This is a genomic window from Citrobacter sp. MGH105, from assembly GCF_001037485.2.
GTDB lineage: Bacteria > Pseudomonadota > Gammaproteobacteria > Enterobacterales > Enterobacteriaceae > Citrobacter > Citrobacter portucalensis.
In genome coordinates this window covers 98,324-119,367 of the sequence record NZ_CP073049.1, presented here as the reverse complement: position 1 = coordinate 119,367, position 21,044 = coordinate 98,324, and the positions used below count along the sequence as shown (strand labels likewise).

At 57.3% G+C, this 21,044-nt stretch carries 18 protein-coding genes; 8 read left to right on the top strand and 10 right to left on the bottom strand.

The features are described 5' to 3' along the window. Window positions 1-17: 17 nt before the first annotated feature. The 4 genes from tnpA (at window position 18) to SK35_RS24910 (ending at window position 6,223) form a co-directional block, all read left to right on the top strand. Window positions 18-3,047 (top strand): Tn3-like element Tn4401 family transposase, encoded by a 3,030-nt coding sequence (gene tnpA, locus SK35_RS24925; protein WP_004152392.1) that lies wholly within the window; start codon window positions 18-20, stop codon window positions 3,045-3,047. A 106-nt stretch (window positions 3,048-3,153) separates the two neighbouring features. Then, window positions 3,154-4,179, top strand: coding sequence for an IS21 family transposase (gene istA, locus SK35_RS24920; RefSeq protein WP_004199214.1), 1,026 nt, complete (start codon window positions 3,154-3,156; stop codon window positions 4,177-4,179). Further along, the gene (istB, locus tag SK35_RS24915) at window positions 4,176-4,955 is read left to right on the top strand and encodes an IS21-like element ISKpn7 family helper ATPase IstB (protein WP_004152394.1); all 780 of its coding nucleotides are present in this window, start codon (window positions 4,176-4,178) and stop codon (window positions 4,953-4,955) included. Before istA ends, istB begins: the two co-directional genes overlap by 4 nt. Before the next feature lie 386 nt (window positions 4,956-5,341). After that, window positions 5,342-6,223: a carbapenem-hydrolyzing class A beta-lactamase KPC-3 gene (locus SK35_RS24910; RefSeq protein ID WP_004152396.1), complete on the top strand. Its 882-nt coding sequence runs from the start codon at window positions 5,342-5,344 to the stop codon at window positions 6,221-6,223. Window positions 6,224-6,472: 249 nt separating this feature from the next. On the opposite strand, the gene SK35_RS24905 is transcribed toward SK35_RS24910, so the two are convergent. Together SK35_RS24905 and SK35_RS24900 are read right to left on the bottom strand one after the other, a co-directional pair. Further along, on the bottom strand, window positions 6,473-7,792 hold the full coding sequence (locus SK35_RS24905; protein ID WP_004152397.1) for an IS1182-like element ISKpn6 family transposase: 1,320 nt from the start codon (window positions 7,790-7,792) through the stop codon (window positions 6,473-6,475). A 147-nt stretch (window positions 7,793-7,939) separates the two neighbouring features. Beyond that, a complete protein-coding gene (locus SK35_RS24900; RefSeq protein ID WP_000509966.1) occupies window positions 7,940-8,545 on the bottom strand; it encodes a recombinase family protein in 606 nt (201 codons plus the stop codon). A gap of 94 nt (window positions 8,546-8,639) precedes the next feature. On the opposite strand from SK35_RS24900, the gene SK35_RS24895 reads away from it, so the two are divergent. Further along, window positions 8,640-11,537 carry a Tn3-like element Tn5403 family transposase gene (locus SK35_RS24895; RefSeq protein WP_004206881.1) on the top strand — a complete coding sequence of 966 codons (2,898 nt, stop codon included), beginning with the start codon at window positions 8,640-8,642 and terminating at the stop codon, window positions 11,535-11,537. Here the strand turns inward: SK35_RS24895 and SK35_RS24890 are convergent. The 8 genes from SK35_RS24890 to SK35_RS24855 form a co-directional block, all read right to left on the bottom strand. Further along, the gene (locus SK35_RS24890; RefSeq protein ID WP_228745493.1) at window positions 11,534-12,034 is read right to left on the bottom strand and encodes a hypothetical protein; all 501 of its coding nucleotides are present in this window, start codon (window positions 12,032-12,034) and stop codon (window positions 11,534-11,536) included. The genes SK35_RS24895 and SK35_RS24890 overlap by 4 nt on opposite strands. Before the next feature lie 49 nt (window positions 12,035-12,083). Then, on the bottom strand, window positions 12,084-12,263 hold the full coding sequence (locus SK35_RS24885; protein WP_032610397.1) for a hypothetical protein: 180 nt from the start codon (window positions 12,261-12,263) through the stop codon (window positions 12,084-12,086). Window positions 12,264-12,278: 15 nt separating this feature from the next. Further along, window positions 12,279-13,484, bottom strand: coding sequence for a hypothetical protein (locus SK35_RS24880; RefSeq protein ID WP_015063155.1), 1,206 nt, complete (start codon window positions 13,482-13,484; stop codon window positions 12,279-12,281). A gap of 152 nt (window positions 13,485-13,636) precedes the next feature. Further along, window positions 13,637-13,867 (bottom strand): hypothetical protein, encoded by a 231-nt coding sequence (locus SK35_RS24875; protein ID WP_022652194.1) that lies wholly within the window; start codon window positions 13,865-13,867, stop codon window positions 13,637-13,639. Between the two features lie 409 nt (window positions 13,868-14,276). Beyond that, the gene (locus SK35_RS24870; RefSeq protein WP_022652193.1) at window positions 14,277-14,669 is read right to left on the bottom strand and encodes a hypothetical protein; all 393 of its coding nucleotides are present in this window, start codon (window positions 14,667-14,669) and stop codon (window positions 14,277-14,279) included. A gap of 527 nt (window positions 14,670-15,196) precedes the next feature. Next, a complete protein-coding gene (locus SK35_RS24865) occupies window positions 15,197-16,270 on the bottom strand; it encodes a competence protein CoiA family protein (RefSeq protein ID WP_022652192.1) in 1,074 nt (357 codons plus the stop codon). A 291-nt stretch (window positions 16,271-16,561) separates the two neighbouring features. After that, complete coding sequence (locus tag SK35_RS24860; RefSeq protein ID WP_015063153.1) at window positions 16,562-17,203, bottom strand: hypothetical protein; 642 nt, start codon at window positions 17,201-17,203, stop codon at window positions 16,562-16,564. Window positions 17,204-17,379: 176 nt separating this feature from the next. Beyond that, complete coding sequence (locus tag SK35_RS24855) at window positions 17,380-17,592, bottom strand: Hha/YmoA family nucleoid-associated regulatory protein (RefSeq protein ID WP_022652191.1); 213 nt, start codon at window positions 17,590-17,592, stop codon at window positions 17,380-17,382. A gap of 313 nt (window positions 17,593-17,905) precedes the next feature. On the opposite strand from SK35_RS24855, the gene SK35_RS24850 reads away from it, so the two are divergent. From SK35_RS24850 to radC, 3 genes are all read left to right on the top strand, one after another. Beyond that, complete coding sequence (locus tag SK35_RS24850; protein WP_014603550.1) at window positions 17,906-19,105, top strand: tyrosine-type recombinase/integrase; 1,200 nt, start codon at window positions 17,906-17,908, stop codon at window positions 19,103-19,105. Continuing rightward, window positions 19,102-20,166: a PDDEXK nuclease domain-containing protein gene (locus SK35_RS24845; RefSeq protein ID WP_016487843.1), complete on the top strand. Its 1,065-nt coding sequence runs from the start codon at window positions 19,102-19,104 to the stop codon at window positions 20,164-20,166. The genes SK35_RS24850 and SK35_RS24845 overlap by 4 nt, the downstream gene beginning before the upstream one ends. Window positions 20,167-20,517: 351 nt before the next feature. Then, window positions 20,518-21,027 carry a RadC family protein gene (gene radC / locus SK35_RS24840; RefSeq protein WP_016487841.1) on the top strand — a complete coding sequence of 170 codons (510 nt, stop codon included), beginning with the start codon at window positions 20,518-20,520 and terminating at the stop codon, window positions 21,025-21,027. Window positions 21,028-21,044 lie beyond the last annotated feature (17 nt).

Sequence of the window (21,044 nt, the reverse complement as noted above, 5' to 3'; positions counted from 1 at the left end):
GATAGCAAGAACGGGCCATGAGCAAGAAGAACAAGCTACTCAGCGTCCTATCCGACGCCGAACAGGAGGCCTTGTATGGCCTGCCGGAGTTCGATGATGCGCAGCAGCTGGAATATCTGGCTGTGACAGAAACCGAGTTGGCGCTTGCCAACAGCCGGCCCAGTCTTCATGCCAAGGTCTATTGCCTCTTGCAGATCGGCTACTTCAAGGCCAAGCATGCCTTCTTCAGTTTCGACTGGGACGAAGTCGAGGACGATTGCGCTTTCGTGCTGAGCCGCTATTTCCACGGCGAGGTGTTCGAACCCAAGGCGATCACCAAGCATGAACGCTACACCCAGCGCGAGCAGATCGCCAAACTATTCGGCTACTGGCCGTGGTCGGCCGCCTTCCTGCCGCAGCTCGAGCAGCAGGCCGCACGGACCGTGCGGCGTGACGTAACGCCGGGGTTCGTCGCCGCCGAGCTGATCGTCTGGCTCAATGAGCACAAGATTATCCGGCCCGGCTATACGACCTTGCAAGAGTTGGTCAGCGAAACGCTATCCGCCGAGCGCCGGCGCCTGGGCAATCTGCTGGAGCAAGCGTTGGACGAATCTGCCAAGGCCGCGCTGAGCCAGCTTCTGGTCCGTGATGACACCCTGTCGCAACTGGCGGCGCTCAAGCAGGACGCCAAGAATTTCGGCTGGCGCCAGATGGTCCGCGAGCGCGAAAAGCGCGCCACGCTGGAGCCGCTGCACGCAATCGCCAAGACACTGCTGCCTAAACTCGACGTCTCGCAGCAGAACCTGCTGTACTACGCGAGCCTGGCAAACTTCTACACCGTCCACGACCTGCGCAATCTGAAGGCCGATCAGACCCAACTCTACCTGCTGTGCTATGCCTGGGTACGCTACCGGCAGCTCTCCGACAACCTGGTCGATGCGATGGCGTACCACATGAAGCAGTTGGAGGACGAAAGCAGCGCTGGTGCCAAACAATCCTTTGCCGACGAGCAGGTGCGCCGTCAGCAGGAAACGCCGCGGGTAGGCCGCCTGCTGTCACTCTACGTTGATGATAGCGTGGCCGATCCCACGCCCTTCGGCGAGGTGCGGCAGCGCGCCTACAAGATCATGCCTCGCGATACGCTGCAAACCACGGCGCAGCGTATGAGCGTGAAGCCGGCGAGCAAGCTGGCCTTGCAGTGGCAGGCGGTGGACGGGCTGGCCGACCGCATGCGCCGCCATCTTCGTCCACTGTACGTTGCGCTCGACCTCTCCGGCTCCAATCCAGACAGTCCATGGCTTGCCGCGCTGGCCTGGGCCAAAGGTGTTTTTGCCAAGCAGCAGCGGCTGTCGCAACGGCCACTCGACGAGTGGCCCGCGGCGACACTTCCGAAACGCTTGCGGCCGTACCTGCTGACCTTCGACGCCGACGGTAAACCAACCGGCCTGCACGCTGACCGCTACGAGTTCTGGCTGTACCGCCAGATCAGGAAGCGTCTCCAATCGGGTGAACTCTACCTCGACGACAGCCTGCAACACCGGCACTTCTCAGATGAACTGGTTGAGATGGACAGGAAGATCGATGTGCTCGCAAAAATGGAGATCCCCTTCCTGCAGCAACCCGTCCATGCCCAACTCGATGCGCTGACTGCCGAACTGCGCACGCAGTGGCTGGCGTTCAACCGCGAGCTGAAACAGGGCAAGCTGACGCACCTCGAATACAACAAGGACACGCAGAAACTGACCTGGCGCAAGCCCAAGAGCGAGAATGAGAAAGCGCGCGAAAAGGCATTCTACGAGAAGCTTCCGTTCTGCGACGTGGCCGACGTGTTTCGCTTCGTCAACGACGAGTGCAAGTTTCTGTCGGCGTTCACGCCCATGCAGCCGCGCTACGCGAAGAAGGTCGCCGACGCTGACAGCCTGATGGCGGTCATCATCGCGCAAGCGATGAACCACGGCAACCACGTCATGGCGCGCACCAGCGACATCCCGTACCACGTGCTGGATAGCGGCTACCAGCAGTACCTGCGCCAGGCAACGCTGCACGCGGCCAACGACTGCATCAGCAACGCCATCGCCACGCTACCGATCTTCCCATACTACTCGTTCGACCTCGAAACGCTGTACGGTGCCGTCGACGGGCAGAAATTCAGCGTCGAACGGCCGACCGTGAAGGCGCGCTATTCGCGCAAGTACTTCGGGCGCGGCAAGGGCGTGGTCGCCTACACGCTGCTGTGCAACCACATCCCGCTCAACGGCTACCTGATCGGCGCGCACGACTACGAGGCCCACCACGTGTTCGACATCTGGTATCGCAACACGTCGGACATCATGCCGACCGCGATCACCGGCGACATGCACAGCGTCAACAAGGCCAACTTCGCCATCCTGCATTGGTTTGGCCGGCGGTTCGAGCCGCGCTTCACCGACCTCAACGCGCAATTGAAAGAACTCTACTGCGCTGACGATCCAGCACAGTATCAGGCGTGCCTGATTCGGCCAGTCGGGAAAATCGACTGCGATCTCATCCATCGCGAGAAGCCGAACATCGACCGGATCGTCGCCACACTCGGGCTGAAGGAAATGACGCAGGGCACGCTGATCCGCAAGCTGTGCACCTACACCACGACGAACCCGACGCGGCGCGCGATCTTCGAGTTCGACAAGCTCATCCGCAGCATCTACACGCTTCGCTACCTGCGCGATCCGCAACTGGAACGCAACGTGCACCGCTCGCAAAATCGCCTCGAGTCCTACCATCAGCTACGCTCGGCCATTGCCCAGGTCGGCGGTAAGAAGGAACTGACCGGTCGCACCGACATTGAAATCGAGATCAGCAACCAGTGCGCACGGCTGATCGCCAACACGATCATTTTCTACAACTCGGCAATCTTGTCGCGGCTGGTGACCAAGTACGAGGCGGCCGGCAACAGCAAGGCGCTGGCACTCATCACAAAAATTTCGCCTGCGGCATGGCGGCACATCCTGCTCAACGGGCACTACACCTTTCAAAGCAGCGGCAAGACGATCGATCTCGATGCGATCGTCGCAGGCCTGGAACTGGAGTGACGGAATTTTCAGCGGTTCCGTGTTAGCAGCAGTGTAAAACTGACCCACCCCAGCGAAGTAAAACTGATCCACCTGGGCTAGTTTGGCGGCCTTTTCGAGGCCGTCGATGTTGACCCAGGAGCAAACCGTGGAAATCAGAGTTCTTGCCCGACAGGGCCACTCCATCCGGCACATCGCCCGCACGTTGGGGGTCTCGCGCAATACCGTGCGCCGCTACCTCCGCGATCCGTCGGTAGCGCGATACCAGCCCCGTGAACCACGCCCCACCAAACTGGGGCCATTTGAATCTTATCTGCGGCAACGGGTCGAGCAGGCCCACCCCATCTGGCTGCCTGCCACCGTCCTGAATCGGGAAATCCGCGCTCAAGGGTATGGCGGCGGTCTCTCGTTATTGCGCGCCTTCCTCGCCACGCTCAAGCCCGCCCGCCGCGAAGCAGGTCCGGCCGTCCGTTTCGAGACCGAGCCCGGACGGCAGTTGCAGGCTGATTTCGTGGTCTTGCGCCGGGCCAGATCCCCCATGTCGGCCTTCGTCGCCACGCTGGGATACAGCCGCATGACGTTTGTCACCTTCGTACCGGACGAATCCTTCGAGTCCGTGCGGGACTCCCTGTTGCTGGCTTTTGACTATCTGGGCGGTGTGCCCCGCGAGGTGTTGTTCGACAACATGAAGACCGTGGTGCTGGAACGCGATGCCTACGGTGACGGCAAGCACCGTTTTCACCCCGGCTTGCTTCAACTGGCCGATGACCTGGGGTTCCGGATCCGGCTGTGTCGCCCGTATCGGGCCCAGACCAAAGGCAAGGTCGAGCGCTTCAATCGCTACTTCCGCGAGAGCTTCTACAACCCGTTGCTGACCCGGATGAAGGGCACGGGGCTGCTGCTCGATTGTGCTGCTGCCAACCGACGCGTCCGTGACTGGTTGGCAGACGAGGCGAATGTGCGGGTCCACGCCACCCTGAACGAGCGCCCCATCGACCGTTGGCGGCAGGAGCGGGAACACCTGCAACCCTTGCCATCCCGTGTGCGGCGCGACGAGGCCCCCCTGCTGGATAACAGTCTCCGCCCGGTACCACTGGAATCTCTCCAGCACCCACTGTCTGTCTATGACGCAATTGGGGAGGCCTGCCGATGAACCTCCAGCATGAGCGGATCGACGCCCTGTGCCAGCAACTCAAACTCGAACGGGTGGCAACGCATTACCCCGTCCTGGCGCAGCAGGCGGTGCGCGAGGACTTCAGCTTCACCGACTTCCTGGAACACCTGTTGCGGCATGAAGCGGGGTGTCGCCAGCAGCGCAGCCGCGAACTGCTGACGCGGATGGCTTGCTTCCCGGGCATCAAGACCCTGGAGGACTATGACTTCAGCTTCAACCCCGGCGTGCCCAAGGCACTGGTGCAGGAGCTGGGCAGTCTGGCGTTTGTCGAACGGGCCGAGAACGTGGTGCTGATCGGACCCTCTGGCATCGGCAAGACCCACCTCGCCATCGCCTTGGGTTACAAGGCCGCGCAAGCCGGGGTCAAGACACGCTTCATCACGGCAGCCGACCTGATGCTGCAACTGAGCACGGCGCAGCGACAAGGGCGGCTGAAGGAATACTTCAACCGCGCCATCCTCGGTCCACGGCTGCTGGTGATCGATGAGATCGGCTACCTGCCTTTCGGACGCGAGGAAGCGAACCTGTTCTTTCAGGTGGTGGCGAAGCGCTATGAGAAAGGGGCGATGATCCTGACCTCGAACCTGCCGTTCAGCCAGTGGGCCGACGCGTTTGCCGGCGATACCACCCTGACAGCCGCGATGCTGGATCGGCTGCTGCACCATGCCCATATCCTGACCCTGAGCGGCGAAAGCTACCGCTTGAAGGACAAGAGGAAGGCGGGAGTGGTCAGGAAAAATTCCAAACCCGAATGATCCAGGTGGGTCAGTATTACTTTGGTGATTCAGGGGTAAAGTGGGTCAGTTTTCAGTTGGTGTTGACACCGGCGTACCCTCGGTGCTATCTTCGCGCCCCAATAGTCGGGGCTTGGCCAGGACTTCCTGAGGCCGTCCGTAACGTGGATGCCGAGGTCAGGCGAGGTGGCCGACCCATGAACGCCGACCTGATTCGTTTTTCAATAGCGCTGGACGTTGTGGTGCCAGGGACTTACCAACCCGATGTGTGCCCATCCGGGGCAGTTACAGCCGTTACAGCCTCTGGAGAGGGAGCGGCTTGCCGCTCGGTGATAATCCCAGCTGTAGCGGCCTGATTACATCCGGCCGCTACACCTAGCTCCACCTTCAAACAAGGAATATCGTTGATGTCACTGTATCGCCGTCTAGTTCTGCTGTCTTGTCTCTCATGGCCGCTGGCTGGCTTTTCTGCCACCGCGCTGACCAACCTCGTCGCGGAACCATTCGCTAAACTCGAACAGGACTTTGGCGGCTCCATCGGTGTGTACGCGATGGATACCGGCTCAGGCGCAACTGTAAGTTACCGCGCTGAGGAGCGCTTCCCACTGTGCAGCTCATTCAAGGGCTTTCTTGCTGCCGCTGTGCTGGCTCGCAGCCAGCAGCAGGCCGGCTTGCTGGACACACCCATCCGTTACGGCAAAAATGCGCTGGTTCCGTGGTCACCCATCTCGGAAAAATATCTGACAACAGGCATGACGGTGGCGGAGCTGTCCGCGGCCGCCGTGCAATACAGTGATAACGCCGCCGCCAATTTGTTGCTGAAGGAGTTGGGCGGCCCGGCCGGGCTGACGGCCTTCATGCGCTCTATCGGCGATACCACGTTCCGTCTGGACCGCTGGGAGCTGGAGCTGAACTCCGCCATCCCAGGCGATGCGCGCGATACCTCATCGCCGCGCGCCGTGACGGAAAGCTTACAAAAACTGACACTGGGCTCTGCACTGGCTGCGCCGCAGCGGCAGCAGTTTGTTGATTGGCTAAAGGGAAACACGACCGGCAACCACCGCATCCGCGCGGCGGTGCCGGCAGACTGGGCAGTCGGAGACAAAACCGGAACCTGCGGAGTGTATGGCACGGCAAATGACTATGCCGTCGTCTGGCCCACTGGGCGCGCACCTATTGTGTTGGCCGTCTACACCCGGGCGCCTAACAAGGATGACAAGTACAGCGAGGCCGTCATCGCCGCTGCGGCTAGACTCGCGCTCGAGGGATTGGGCGTCAACGGGCAGTAAGGCTCTGAAAATCATCTATTGGCCCACCACCGCCGCCCTTGCGGGCGGCATGGATTACCAACCACTGTCACATTTAGGCTAGGAGTCTGCGCGGCAGAGCCGTGTGACCGGTTTTCTGTAGAGCACTGACGATGGCGGCGGCGCTCTCTGCAATTGGCAAGGCGTCGGCGCCAAGGATACCAATCTTGCGGCGCGCGGCGTGTTATGACGACTGGGGTGCATTTGAGCCGCCCCATTTAACCTTCGCCCTCACAGATACGCCATTCGCCTCAGATTTAGCGCCATGCAGACGAGCTTCCACTCGGCTTGCACCTTGTCCAGGCCCCTCATGCTGAACTGACGCAATCCCATCACCGCCTTGATCCAACCATTCGGAGCCTCCACGATCGACTTGCGCCGGCGGTAAGCTGCATCGCCTTGCTCCGTTTTCAATTTCGCCGCAATCGCCGCCGTATGCGGATGGGTCTTGGCATTGACCTTGGCATCTTCACGTCCCTCGCGGCCGAGGGCAACGATGACATCGCCGTGGTGATCGGCGACCTTTGCCAGAACAGCCTCACTACGGAATCCCGCATCCGCCAGCGTCTGGGCCGGCATTTCTCCGGTGTTGGCCTGAACTGCTGCCAGCATGCCCAGCAGCGCCTGACTGTCCGCGGCGCAGTTGGTCAACTCCGCCGCCACGATGATCTGGTGCTCGGCATCGACCGCTGTGTACCCGTTGTAGCTCTGCTCGGAGCCACCACCGGCGTGTTTCATGATCCGGCTGTCCGGATCGGTGAAGCTTTCCTGATCACGGTCATCCGGCACACCAAACTCGCGTTTGTACGAGCCACCGCCCTTGTCCGAGCCATCCGGATGGCGAGGCCGGCGGCCATCGTCTTCGCTGCGCCCCCGGGCCTGGTCCGCTTCACGCTGGCGCGCTTCCAGGCGCGCCTTTGCCGCCTGGATCGCCTCCAGGCGCTTCTCGCGGCGAGAAATCTCGGCAGGAATGTCCAGCTCCGGCTCGTTACGCTCCTGGTCGTCGGTAGCCTTGGCGCGATCAAGCAGCGCCTTGATCTCGCAATGCAATTCGTCCTCGGCCGGCTTCATGCGCTTATAGCTCATCGCCTTGTGGCGGCTGGCGTTGGCTTTTACCTTGGTGCCGTCGACCGCGATCGTGCCAAGCTTCACCAGCCCACATTCGCGCGCCAGTTGCACCACCTGAACGAACAAATTCTCAAGCTCGGTCAGGTGTAGGGCACGGAAGTCACTCAGCGTGCGGTGGGCCGGGAAGTTTCCAGCGGCCAGCACACGCAACGCGACATCCTCGTACAGCTTCCTGGCTAGTTTGCGCGAAGAGAAGACGCCGCTCGCGTAACCATAGATCAGCACTTTGACCATCATCGCCGGATGAAACGGCTGATTGCCCGGACCACCGCCGGCATACCGGGCGTGGAATGCGCTCAAGTCCAGCGTATCGACAGTCTCGCTGATGAAGTAGGCAAGATGCCCTTCAGGTAGCCACTCTCCCAGAGAAGGGGGCAGCAGATAGGATTGGTCGGGTCGGTAAGGAAGGTAACTGGCAGCCATCCCCGTATCGTCCTCGATCTTCCGCCGATTTGGCTTCTGCCGCGCAGGCTCCTAGGCCACCGTAGCTAAACATACGAGAAAAACCGCTTCTTGAGCGCTCTCTGAGACCACCTTGGGGTCGGTTCCGGCTGAGGGCGAAATGACACCCTAAGCGTTAGCTCTGTGTCGTTGCACGATGTCAGCGACGGTATTCTTGCTGATACCGAGCTCGCGTGCGATCCAGCGATAGCTGCGTCCCTCGGCCCTCATCGCAACCACCTTAGGCAAAAGTCGGTCTGATTTTGGTCGCACTCCGGCCTGACGACCAAGCCTCTTACCACGTGCCTTCGCAACAGCAAGGCCTGACTTGACCCGCTCGCTGATGAGATCCCGCTCAAACTCCGCAATGCCGGAAAGAAACGTCGCCAGCATTCGTCCATACGGCGACGAAAGATCGAACGCCATTCCATTCATGGCTATCACGGAAACCTTCCAGTTCTCCAGTTCACGTAGCGTATTGAGCAGATCGAGCGTCGAGCGCCCCCACCGGGAAAGCTCAGTGACCAGGATTGCATCAATTTGTCTGGACTGGGCAAGCGCCAGGACTTTCTTTCGCTCGGCCCGGTCGAGTTTAGTTCCTGAACCTGTTTCCTTAAATATTCCCACCACGTCGTAGCCGGCACGGCCGGCGAAGGCTCGCAGATCAAATTCCTGGCGTTCACAAGACTGATCCGCTGTTGAAACCCGGCAGTAAATGGCGGCACGATGTCCCAATTGAACCCTCCTGGATTTTTGTATCGGAACGCCCTGATTTATATGGGCTGGCTGTTGTCCAAAACAGACTATACTTCAAAAGGGACGAATTTGTATGTCACGACGCCATATTTTCACCGAACGGCAGCGAGCAGCGCTGTTCGATCTGCCCACGGACGAACTGTCGCTACTGAAGTTCTACACGCTGGGCGATGATGACCTGGAAAACATTAGGCAGCGCCGCAGACCGGAAAACAGGATTGGCTTTGCCCTGCAACTTTGTGCCTTACGATATCCGGGCCGTGCACTGGCTCCTGGTGAGATGATCCCGCGTGAAATCCTTTCCTTCGTCGGTGCTCAGCTTGGAGTTCCGGCTGATGCGCTTCTCACTTATGCCACACGGCGCCAAACCCGTCAGCAGCACATGGACACGCTGCGCGAAATTTACGGCTACAAGACCTTCACGGGCCGTGGTGCCCGTGATCTGCGGGAGTGGACTTTCGGCCAGGCCGAAGATGCCAGATCAAACGAGGATCTTGCTCATCGTTTTATTGTGCGGTGTCGGGAAACTTCCACCATTCTGCCCGCAGTATCGACAATCGAGCGCTTGTGCGCGGATGCTCTGGTCGCCGCTGAGCGGCGGATTGAAACGCGGATTGTGGAAAATTTAACAGCGGATGTTCGCGATCACCTGGACAAACTTCTGAGTGAAATGCTCGCCGGCAATATCAGTCGTTTCATCTGGCTTCGCAACTTCGAGGTTGGTAACAACTCGGCTGCTGCTAACCGTTTGCTCGACAGGCTCGAATTTCTGCGTACCCTGAATATCAATCATAGTGCTTTGGCCAGCATACCTGCCCATCGCATTGCCCGGCTGCGTCGGCAGGGTGAACGCTACTTCACCGACGGTTTGCGTGACATCACTTCGGACCGCCGCTGGGCGATCCTTGCCGTCTGTGTTGTGGAGTGGGAAGCGGCGATTGCTGATGCCATAGTCGAAACCCATGACAGGATCGTAGGAAAAACCTGGCGGGAAGCGAAGCGCCAGCATGACGAAACAATTTCCGGCTCTAAAGCCACACTCGCGGATACGATCCGTACCTTCACCGCGCTGGGAGCTTCGTTGCTTGAGGCCCGCAGTGACGGAACCCCGCTGGAGATGGCTGTCGCCAGTTCGGTTGCATGGGACCGGCTCGCTCAACTGGTAGCGACAGGGACTCAACTCAGCAACACGCTAGCCGATGAGCCTCTTGCATATGTCGGGCAGGGATACCATCGCTTTCGTCGTTATGCGCCCCGCATGTTGCGCTGTCTGAAGCTCGAAGCCGCGCCGGTCGCCGGACCATTGGTAGCAGCAGCTTTGTCGATCGGAGAGATGAAAGGTGTTGCATCGCCAGAAAGGCGTTTCCTGCGGCCCAGCTCCAAATGGAACCGTCATTTACGAGCTCAGGAAAAAGGAGATACCCGTCTTTGGGAAGTGGCGGTACTCTTTCACCTCCGGGATGCTTTTCGTTCCGGAGATGTCTGGCTCGCTCATTCGCGCCGCTATGGTGACCTCAAGCAGGTACTGGTGCCGATGATCGCGGCGCAGGAAAATGCAAAACTGGCCGTGCCTTCCAACCCACAGGATTGGCTGGCAGACAGAAAGGCGCGACTCACGATCGCTCTTAAGCGGCTGGCCCGGGCTGCCCGTAACGGCACTATTCCGCACGGTAGCATAGAAGATGGAACGTTGCGGATCGACAGGTTGACAGCAGACGTGCCGGATGGTGCCGAGGCACTCATACTGGATCTGTATCGCCGAATGCCGTCCGTTCGGATTACCGACATGCTGCTTGAAGTTGATGCAGCCCTTGGTTTCACAGATGCGTTTACCCATCTGAGAACCGGGGCTCCATGTCGCGACCGGATCGGTCTGCTCAACGTCCTGCTCGCTGAAGGGCTCAATCTGGGCCTGCGTAAGATGGCGGAAGCTACAAACACGCATGATTACTGGCAGCTCTCACGCCTTGCCCGCTGGCATGTTGAAAGCGAAGCCATGAACCAGGCATTGGCAATTGTGGTGGCCGCGCAGGGTAAACTGCCGATGTCACGCGTCTGGGGGATGGGCACGTCAGCATCGAGCGATGGTCAGTTTTTCCCGACAGCGCGGCATGGCGAAGCCATGAACATGGTCAATGCCAAATATGGTTCTGTTCCCGGCCTCAAAGCGTATACTCACGTAAGCGACCAGTTCGCGCCATTCGCTTGTCAGTCGATCCCGGCGACCGTGAGCGAGGCACCGTATATTCTCGATGGACTACTGATGAACGAGGTCGGTCGCCATGTTCGCGAACAGTATGCCGATACAGCAGGATTCACCGACCATTTGTTCGGAGCCAGTAGCCTGCTCGGCTACAATCTCGTTCTGCGAATCAGGGATCTGCCATCGAAGCGGTTGTACGTATTTAATCCCGATACGACCCCCAGGGAGTTACGCAAGTTGGTAGGTGGAAAAGCCCGGGAGGATCTTATCGTTGCGAACTGGCCTGATATTTTCCGTTGTGCCGCGACGATGACCGCTGGCAAAATCAGGCCCAGCCAACTCCTGCGCAAGCTCGCTTCTTACCCACGACAAAACAACCTTGCAGTTGCGCTTCGTGAAGTTGGTCGTATTGAACGGACCCTTTTCATTATTGAGTGGATCCTGGATACGGACATGCAGCGGCGTGCTCAGATCGGTCTTAACAAGGGAGAGGCCCACCATGCGCTCAAAAATGCGCTCCGTATCGGGAGGCAGGGGGAAATTCGCGATCGCACGACAGAGGGGCAGCACTACCGAATCGCTGGGCTCAATTTATTGACTGCGGTGATCATTTACTGGAATACCGTCCATCTTGGTCATGCCGTCACGGAGCGGCGGAACGAAGGGTTGGATGTTCCCCCTGAATTTCTTCCCCACATATCCCCATTGGGCTGGGCGCACATTCTACTGACTGGCGAATATCTTTGGCCCAAGGAACCGAAAGCTTAGGGTGTCATTTCGCCCTCAGCCGGAACCGACCCCAGGATGCCGTTCGAAGGGTTGTAGCGCGTCCCATGCTCGATATGAGCCGCTACCAGCACACCACCATTAACCCATCCCGTGACCGCACACCGACCCGCGAAATTCTCAACAAGGAGATTCTTGAATTTTGTCTGCGCTGCGCCGCTCCGCTGGGTCACAAAGCGCTCGCAAGGCTCTCCCTGAATGTCCACGTCAGGTTTTCGCTTCCGTTCGCTGGTGGCGTTCTCAGAGCGTTTTAACGGGATTCGTGGATAAGCCAGATTGTAGGCAGCGCCTGTGGTCATTTGTTCGATAACGGCCGGTGCATATCCATCCGCTTCGAGCTTACGGTAGGCGGCACGGTAGTCCTGCTGGGTTTTCACCGGAAAAATGTCGCCGCCGGTACCGTTACCGGGCGCGGAGATCTGTCGCACATACCGGAATATCTCCGAGCCAATCATCCACCAGCTGTTGTAGTTGAGCATGCAGCTCAGCGACCGTCATAACTTCAATTTGAGTTGTCATCAGATTTCCCTACTGAGTGATATTTAAGCAGGCAAGAACCATCCCACTGCCGAGCAAAACACAGGCCAGAAAGGTCGTACAAAGTTCCCACGCATCTCTGAGTCCTGAGCTGATGGCATTTATTTCATGATCGTCTGCCTGCTCAATGAGCCAGTCGACGTATTCATCGTGCTTTTTGTTAGAATCCATATTGGTTAGTGCTTATCATTTCCGGCCGTTCTGTGTGGCCGTCAGGAGGGTACTACTTACTTTTCTCATCTGACGGAAGGTATCGGAAAGTGTGCTGATCGGATGGCCTTCATTTCCTGCGGCCGCAGAATCACCGGCAACAAATTTCATGGCCACGGATACCTGATACGCCAGCCCAGAAAGAGCGGTATCGAACTGCTGAGCCTCTGAGCCAAAACGATAGGCATCCTCAACCGAGGCTCCTGTCAGCCATGCGTGTGCGATGAGTCTTCCTGTTTTTTCCGGGTTGTCGCGGGACACATTCGAACTGACGGTACTGCCAATAAGGTGATAAAGAAATCCGTCGCACCTCTCAGGGTATTCCCACATCGATTCACAGTACTCGTCATAGGCTCTCTGGATAGCGGCCGGGGACAACATGGACAGCTCCGGGTATATAGCCTGGAATTGCTGGTGGTATTCCGGATCGAGTTCGTCAACGTCACTGGATTTGAGCTCCAGCTGCTCCAGTCCGAACTCTCCCGCCCGGGGCCACAACGAGGCGAAACACTCCGGATTTCCCATGTACGCGCATGTCGCGGCGATAGCGTGGTTCCATTCCCACTCCGCTGATTTAACCTCGTTAAACAAAGATTCGGAAACCGGCGCGAAGCCACTGACAAAATCCGTGTTCCAGAGATGCGTGTAGGCACCGGGATTTTCATACACCGGCACATCCCATTCAGGCCGTGGGGGAAGACGGTCGAGTGTAAAGGGCTGGCGAAGGATCATGGACTGCCCCCGGTAGACAAAATCCCCCTCACCCTCGACAGGATTACCGAGAAGCAATCTGGTCGCATCCGCATTACAGGCGTCACGGTCAGGATATTTCCGGGGCAAATACGCATTGAAATAAGGGTGGTAGATCGCCTGACTATGGTCGGTATTATTGATCTCACGAGAATATGGCGCCGGGAAGACCGACCACTCCTCAATAGCCTCTGAGGCGGTCATTGTTGCCTGCGGAACGAGGTCTAAGGCTGTTGCCAGGTTATGGCCATTCTGTTTCACCAGTTGGACAAGTTTCTCGAACACGAAAACATTATCGCCATATACCTGATAGCTCACACCGGGGATACCGTCTATTGAGCGGAGCCTTTCGCGAATGACATCATCGTTCATATGATGATTGTGGAACTCATCCATACAAAAAAACCTACCAGCAGGTACTTCACGGCTCATAACGAATTCCTCACGGATTATTGAGACTCTACTTCAGACCGGTCTAAAGAGATGAAAGCGATGTACATCATAACATCAGCCAAGTCGGTGACTAATAGGTTGCATGACCTCATCATCAGTGTGAGATGTGCCCCACAGTCGTCTTACCCGTATCAACCTCCCTTGGTAGTTTGATCGGTCATATTGAAAGTCTGTTTGCGCTCTGTTGTAGGGGAAAAACAATCACGCTTTTTGCTTTCGCGCATCAAATGCACAACGCCTTTGCTGGCGTGCCCCAGATCAAACACAACGACCTGTCCAACCTCTATGCCCTGCCCAACCAGCTCCGGATCAATCATCATGACCTGGCCTAAATGCTCTGACTTTTGCTCAGTTCTAAACATAGTAACCCTCTCTTATTAAAAGCTAACGTTTATGGTGTAACTGAACTGGCGACTGCCATGAGTCAACAGCGTCAGATACATCATGAAGTTGCATGTCCTCATCCAACTAGTGCTTGTTAACTACAAAACATCGTGCCCGACATTAACAATGTGCAGCCATCAGTATCACGTATTTGACAATTGTGCCCTGGCAAGGCCGCCCGCGAATTTCGAGTAAACAGGAAGAAAATAAAAAGAAAACAAAGAGTTATAGCCTGATGTATACGCGCCGATCGGGAATCAGGCGAAGCCTGACCGCACGGAAGGGTCTGGCAGGGGGCATTAGGGATGAGGACATGCAATTGTGTTATCACGTCCGCACCAGCTGTCGTGGAAATCATCCCCGGCCGGTTAACCCGGTTTCGGATGTTCACCAGTTTTCCGGGTAGCAAGGCCAGCTCATCCAGACATCGAGCACCTCGGTATCACTGACCGCCGCAGCGTAAATCCCGGCACCCGGGAAGAAATAGACAGGCAGGCTGGCGGCGGGTGACGTGCTGTCATCCGTCAGGGAGCCGACAACCTCATGCGGCCCCCGGAGTAAATCACCCAGGTAGTCATCCGGCCTGATGCCGTTGCGGGATGCAGCCATCTCCACAAACTCCGCCAGCGGATGGCGGGTCGGATAACCCCTGAACACTTCATACGATGGCGAAACACATTCGCCGCTGGTGGACCGCCCCCAGTACCCGGCCAGTTGTTCCGGACCGAGTCCACAGGCATGTTGGGTGACCTGTGCTTTAAACTGTTCGAACGTATTCATTCCTGAAGTCCCTGTAGGGTATATTTGGCAAACCTCCCTGCCAGCGTCACTACCGGCAGGACACCGCATTGTCAGACGCGACCACCGGCTATGAACCGGCAAGACGTCAGTCGCCCGCCAGCCCGGGTGAGGTGGAATACAGTTTACCAGTTCCGGCCGACTGACTTTGCCGCCAGGAGACGCTAATTACACTATTATTGAATCTTTGCATCTTCGATGACCAATATCGCCCCGACGCTGAACGCTACTGGAATGCATCTCTTGCCACGATTGAAAGGATCAAACACACCTACCGCGCAAAAATCCGGAACTCCTGATCCAGTCTTTCGGCCATAACAGCCCAACGCTAATGTATGTCCATTAGCGTTGGGCTGTTATGATGGCTGTGCCAGTTTATATTACCGGACTGATCATGATAGGTACTCTGAGACCATGTAAGAAATGAACAACCCATTACTGCTTAAGGCGAGCAAGTAGATTTTGTTTACGTTTCCATGCCCGCCAGGCCCGTAACTCCCCAGCCCCCTTCAGAGCAATGAGAAATTTGTTGGTCCTTCAGTTGTTGCCACCTTACTGTCTTCGCAGGCCGTCAGGCAGACACTTTTAAGTCGGTGGTTGTAGAGGCCAATACGGGCGATTTCCTGGAGATAATCCCGTTCCTCCATCGTTAGCGACTGCCCTTCCTGTGATTTTGTGATCATGTCCTGCCAGTTCAGCAATTTCTCGTAATTCACATGCTCACTGGTGTCGAGACAATGCAGACGGAAGTAACGTATAAACAGCGGAAATTCATCAGTCTGGGCTATATTGGATGCTCTGACGGTGAGCCGACACAAACAAACGATGGTGTCCTGCTGCATTCTTATCAGCGTATTCATGCTCTGGGGTAAGATGTCCGGCAGCTTCATGTAGCAGTCGGAAAGACGCTGGAGAAGTGGTCCTGCTTCCGCAGGCTCACGGCCCTGATAAACCTTCAGGGGTTCAGTCCCCAGTTCCTGCATCATGGGATGATACAACCACTCTCGTGACTCCGTCTCATCAATGATAATTTTCTCGATACGTTCGCTGTAGGTTCCATCTCGCCTGCCAAGTTGTACCTGACTGATTTCGTATTCTATATCCGGCAGATCGATACGTAATGCTGCTACCATTTCCGAGGGATGGAGATGGTCGAACGTCAGCTTCCCGGCCACGCTGCGATCGGTATCAAGAAACACGGCGACACAGAGGTCGTTAACCTTCACAAACAGATCTGCCGTGGCGCCGAACATGCTTCCGCTGCCGCTTACCTCATCAAGTGGCACCTTCCCGCCTTCATAACCGGCCAGAAGATGCGGGAAACCGAGAAGATGTCTTTCCCGGACAACTTCAATAATTTTTCCCCGAATCGCCTCCATCAAGCCGTCACAATCACCGAAGAGGTCCGTGGTGTGGCTATAGTGCCAGAGTTTGACCTCACCCTGCCTGGCGATCAAATCCGTACGACACCCGGGGCAGATACAGTTGCATGCACTCCCTCTGCTTACTTCCGTGATGTCCAGATACCGTCCAGTTTCGCGATGGAGTCCGAAAGGAATCCCATAGGTATAGCTCTTTCGCATGTTATTTCCCCCGCAGCATACAGACATTCACTATATCGGACGAAAGCAGTATGACATTTCGATAAGAGGTCTTTTTTCATGAGTTTTTAAGTTGCTTTTATTACTGTGGCAGGGGCAAATGGATAAAGCGATGGCAATTCTATGCTGGTAAAAAGCTACTTTTCCGGTTGCCCGTCCCTCCACCAGCAGTGAGACTTATTAATACGGACGGAACCGGAATTAGTGAGCATTCCAACAGTGGGCTCACTTTCAGGACGAAAGCTGATTTAATATAAATACTGGACCCTACATTCAATGCAGTTTGTGTTGATCAATATAACCCATCATAAATTGCATAAGTTCCGGGTCACTCCGGGCAGAAAAAAGTACAGTCACTACGTTTTTCATCGCACTTGTCGCATTGCTGGCGTCAATAGCATTCTTGTCATTTATAATTGCATTATTCCCAATTTTATTAATCTGATTAATTACTTCATCCTCACTGATGCTTGTACTCCGGATTGAATCAAAAATCGGGTAGGCCTGCGCCGCATATTCAGTGAAGCGGACAGCATCAAGGCTCGATGCCAACGCCGCCTTTTCCTGTCGGGAATATACCGCCAAAGCGGTCTGACTCAGCAACTCCGAAGGCGTCTCGCAGGCCGCAGTACTGGTGTTCCCCTGGATCATGCCCATTCTGAAAAAATTCGAGACAACCTTGTTTATTTCATCATTCATTATCTGGCTGAAACCAACTTTTGGGTCTGAGGTAGTGAAATTTGCCCTGTAGTTCTCAAGCGCCAGAGAGGCAACCTCTGCGTTGCCCGTCTGAGTTGCGTTACAGGCGTAACGGTAACCTTCATCCAGTTTTTGACTGAACTCGTTTAGGCTCGCCGCGTTTAAATAAAAGGAGATGAATGGAAGAGTTAAAATTAATAAAGGTTTAATTCCCATGCGTTTTACCACAACAGAGCAAGTAAAGCATTTTAAGTGAAGTTATTACTTTTCTGATTAAACTAATTCCCAGAGGTGGTAATAAATAATTTAATAAATTTATATGTTCAACAGACGATTTCATAAACCTCTTTTTGTTAAACGTCGGCTGTATAATGGTTCCCGGGATTTTCATTTTACTGACGAACCAGGGTCCATACACTGGCGGGGACTTTATCGTAGAGTTTTTTCATTGTCAGTTCAGCTTTTCGATGGTCATATGCCCCGGAAATTTCTAGTGAAACTATACCAACATTCTTTTCACAGAGTCGTTCAAATACTTTTTCCAGTGTGTCAAATGAAGAGCACTTACGAAATTTCATCAAATACGCCTGTTTAGTTTCGGACATGGTCAACCTTAAGTTATTTTCAGCAAAAGTACAGTATCCCAATCTTATGTGGATTTGTTCCGGGAATCTAATTTTTTTTGCAACTATTTGACGTATAACTCCGGCTCGTTGCTGAACTGGCGGGCCCCCTTTTTTTGTTTCACGATGACTCCAGCCCGGTAGTTCGCTGGACTGCGACGTAGCCCGATACAACAGGTTTATCAATAGCTTACGCGCGTCCATCATATGCCGGTGCTTTCTGAAACTTGACCCGGTTCTCCCTCGCGCCGCTCCTATCTGGCTCCTGGAATCCGGGTCGTTCCAAGGAGTCATCATGGCAAAGATCAAGCTCACCAAGACCGCCGTAGAGTCGGCGCAACCCCAGGCGAAGGACATCGAACTACGGGATACCGTCGTGCCCGGCTTCCTTTGCAAGATTACCCCGACGGGACGCCGGGTGTTCATGCTCCAGTACCGCACGAACTCTGGCCAGCCCCGCAAGCCCTCGCTGGGACTCTACGGGGAGCTAACCGTCGAACAGGCGCGGGTCAAAGCGCAGGACTGGCTGGCCGAGGTTCGCCGGGGTGGTGATCCCGGCGGTGCCAAGGCCGAGGCGCGCAAGGCGCCCACGATGGCCGAGTTGTGCAAAAAGTTCATGGAGGACTACTCCAAGAAGCGCAACAAGGTCAGCACGCAGGACGGCTACCAGGGCGTCATCGACCGCAACATCATCCCGCTGCTGGGCCGCAAGAAGGTGCATGACGTGAAGCGGCCCGACATTGCGGGGCTCATGGAAAAGCTGGCCTACAAGCCGACCGAGGCCAACAAGACCTTCGGCGTGCTGCGCAAGATGTTCAACTTGGCCGAAGTCTGGGGCTTCCGCCCGGACGGTACGAATCCGTGCCGCCACGTCCCGATGTACCCGCCGGGCAAGGAAACCCGGCTCATCGTGGACGAGGAAATGGTGCGGATCTTCCGCCAGTTGGAGAAACTGGAGGCGGAGGGGCTGGAGAACTACGTCATCCCGTTGGCGATCCGGCTGCAATTCGAGTTTGCGGCGCGGCGCTCCGAAATCTGCCCGCTCGAATGGAGCTGGCTGGACTTCGAGAACCGGCGCGTGGTGTGGCCCGACAGCAAGGTTGGCGGCATTTCCAAGCCCATGAGCGAGGAAGCCTATCGGCTGCTTTCGACGGCGCCGCGTCTGGAAGGCTGCCCTTACGTCCTGCCGTCGCCGAACGACCCGGCCAAGCACCTGACCTTTGGCGAGCACTATGGCGGCTGGTGCCGGACGCTCAAGGCCGCCAGCGTGCCGCACGTAGGCACGCACGGCATCCGTCATCGCTCGACCACCGACATTGCCAATTCCGGTGTGCCGACCAAAGTGGGAATGAAGCTGACGGGCCACAAGACCGTGGCGATGTTCATGCACTACGTCCACACCGAGGACAAGCCGGTGCGCGAGGCGGCCGAGCTGGTGGCCAGCCGCCGCCAAGCCATCACGGGCGCGCGGCAGCTTGCGGAGGCGGTGGCATGAACGGGCGCCGGCCATCAGCAGCATCGCTCGCAGCGCCCGCGGCGCTGCTGGGCGACATTCGGGCACTGATCGAGGCGGCGCGCAAGCGCGCCGCCTCGACGGTGAATAGCGAGCTTACGATGCTCTACTGGCGCATCGGCCAACGCATCCACACGCAGGTCTTGGACAGGCGCCGGGGCGCCTACGGCAAGGAAGTTCTGCCCACCTTGGCTGCGCAGTTGGTGGAGGAGTACGGCAGCAGCTTTGCAGAGCAGAACTTGCGCCGCATGGTGCAGTTCGCCGCCACCTTCCCCGACGAGCGAATTCTCGTATCACTGATACGAGAATTGAGCTGGACGCACTTCATCGCCCTGATGCCGCTGAAAGACCCGCTCCAGCGGGACTACTACGCACAGATGGCCAGCACCCAACGCTGGAGCGTGCGGACGCTGCGCGAGCGTATCGACTCGATGCTGTACGAGCGCACGGCGCTTTCCCAAAAGCCGGAAGAAACCATAGCGCAGGAGTTGGCGACCCTGCGCGATGCGCAGCGCATGTCGCCGGCCCTGGTCATGCGCGACCCGTACATCCTCGACTTCCTGGGCCTGCGGGACACTTGGCAGGAAGGCGACTTGGAAGCGGCGATCATCCGTGAAATGGAGTCCTTCCTGCTGGAGCTGGGCGCGGGCTTCTCATTCGTCGCCCGGCAGAAGCGCATTCCGATCGACGACGAGGATTTCCACCTTGACCTTCTGTTCTACAACCGCAAGCTGCGGCGGCTGGTTGCGGTGGAGTTGAAGGTAGGTGACTTCAAGGCGGCCTACAAAGGGCAGATGGAGCTTTACCTTCGGTGGCTAGACAAGCACGAACGGGAGCCGGAGGAAGCCTCGCCGCTCGGGATCATCCTTTGCACCGGCAAGAAGCGCGAGCAGATCGAATTGCTGGAGCTGGACAAGTCCGGCATCCACGTTGCCGAGTATCTGACCGCCTTGCCGCCGAGGGGCGTGCTGGTGGAGCGGCTGCAACAGGCAACGCAACGGGCGCAGTTGCAAATCGAGCAGCGCAAGACGGACAACGAGTAGTCCTGTCCCAAGCAGTCGGGCGTCCCGGCGTGCCGCCGTCGCGCTGTCGTGCTGCGCATCGAGCTTCGCTGCGCGAGTCTCGCCCCTGTCGGGCTTCCATCACTGACGCCTCCGTCCCGGCTCGTTGATCCGGGCCTGCGCGCTCCGCTTGCCAAAAATCGACTCTGTGCAGTGGGCGGGTGTGGGCGGTCTTGCTGTTCCCTTCACCGTATCACGGCGTTCTCGCCGTCAAGGGCGGCGCGCGCCATGCGCGCTTGCGTCCTGGCGGCCGTCTGCGACCCCTGACTGCTTGCGCTGCGCCGTGCTGCCGCCGGTTCCGGGCAATTCCGCCCGAGCAACCGGAGCACGATCATGTCGCAACTGTCCTTTCCCTCGTTCGATTCCTGTCTGCTGGTGCGCGACGCGCACGGGCGCTATCTACCGGCATCGGCCGACGACATTCTGGAAGCTGCGCGCCAGGTCATTGACCGGAAAATGCAGCGCGGAGCAGAGTTCACTTCGCCGGCGGCGGTCAAGGAATACTTGCGTACAAAGTTGGCCAGCTTCGAGCATGAGGTGTTCGTAGTGCTGTTCATGGATACGCGCCATCGTCTGATCGAATACAGGGAGATGTTCCACGGCACTATTGACGGTGCGTCGGTGTATCCGCGCGAAGTGGTCAAGGAGGCGCTGCGGCTCAATGCGGCGGCGGTCGTCGTTTCGCACAACCATCCGAGCGGAAACCCCGAGCCGAGCGCGGCTGACCGGGCGCTGACCCAGCGGCTCAAGGAAGCGTTGGGTCTGGTGGACGTGCGCGTGCTCGATCACATCATCGTTGCGGGCAACGAAACGGCATCGTTCGCCGAGCATGGGCTGATCTAGCCCAAGGGGCTTCGGCC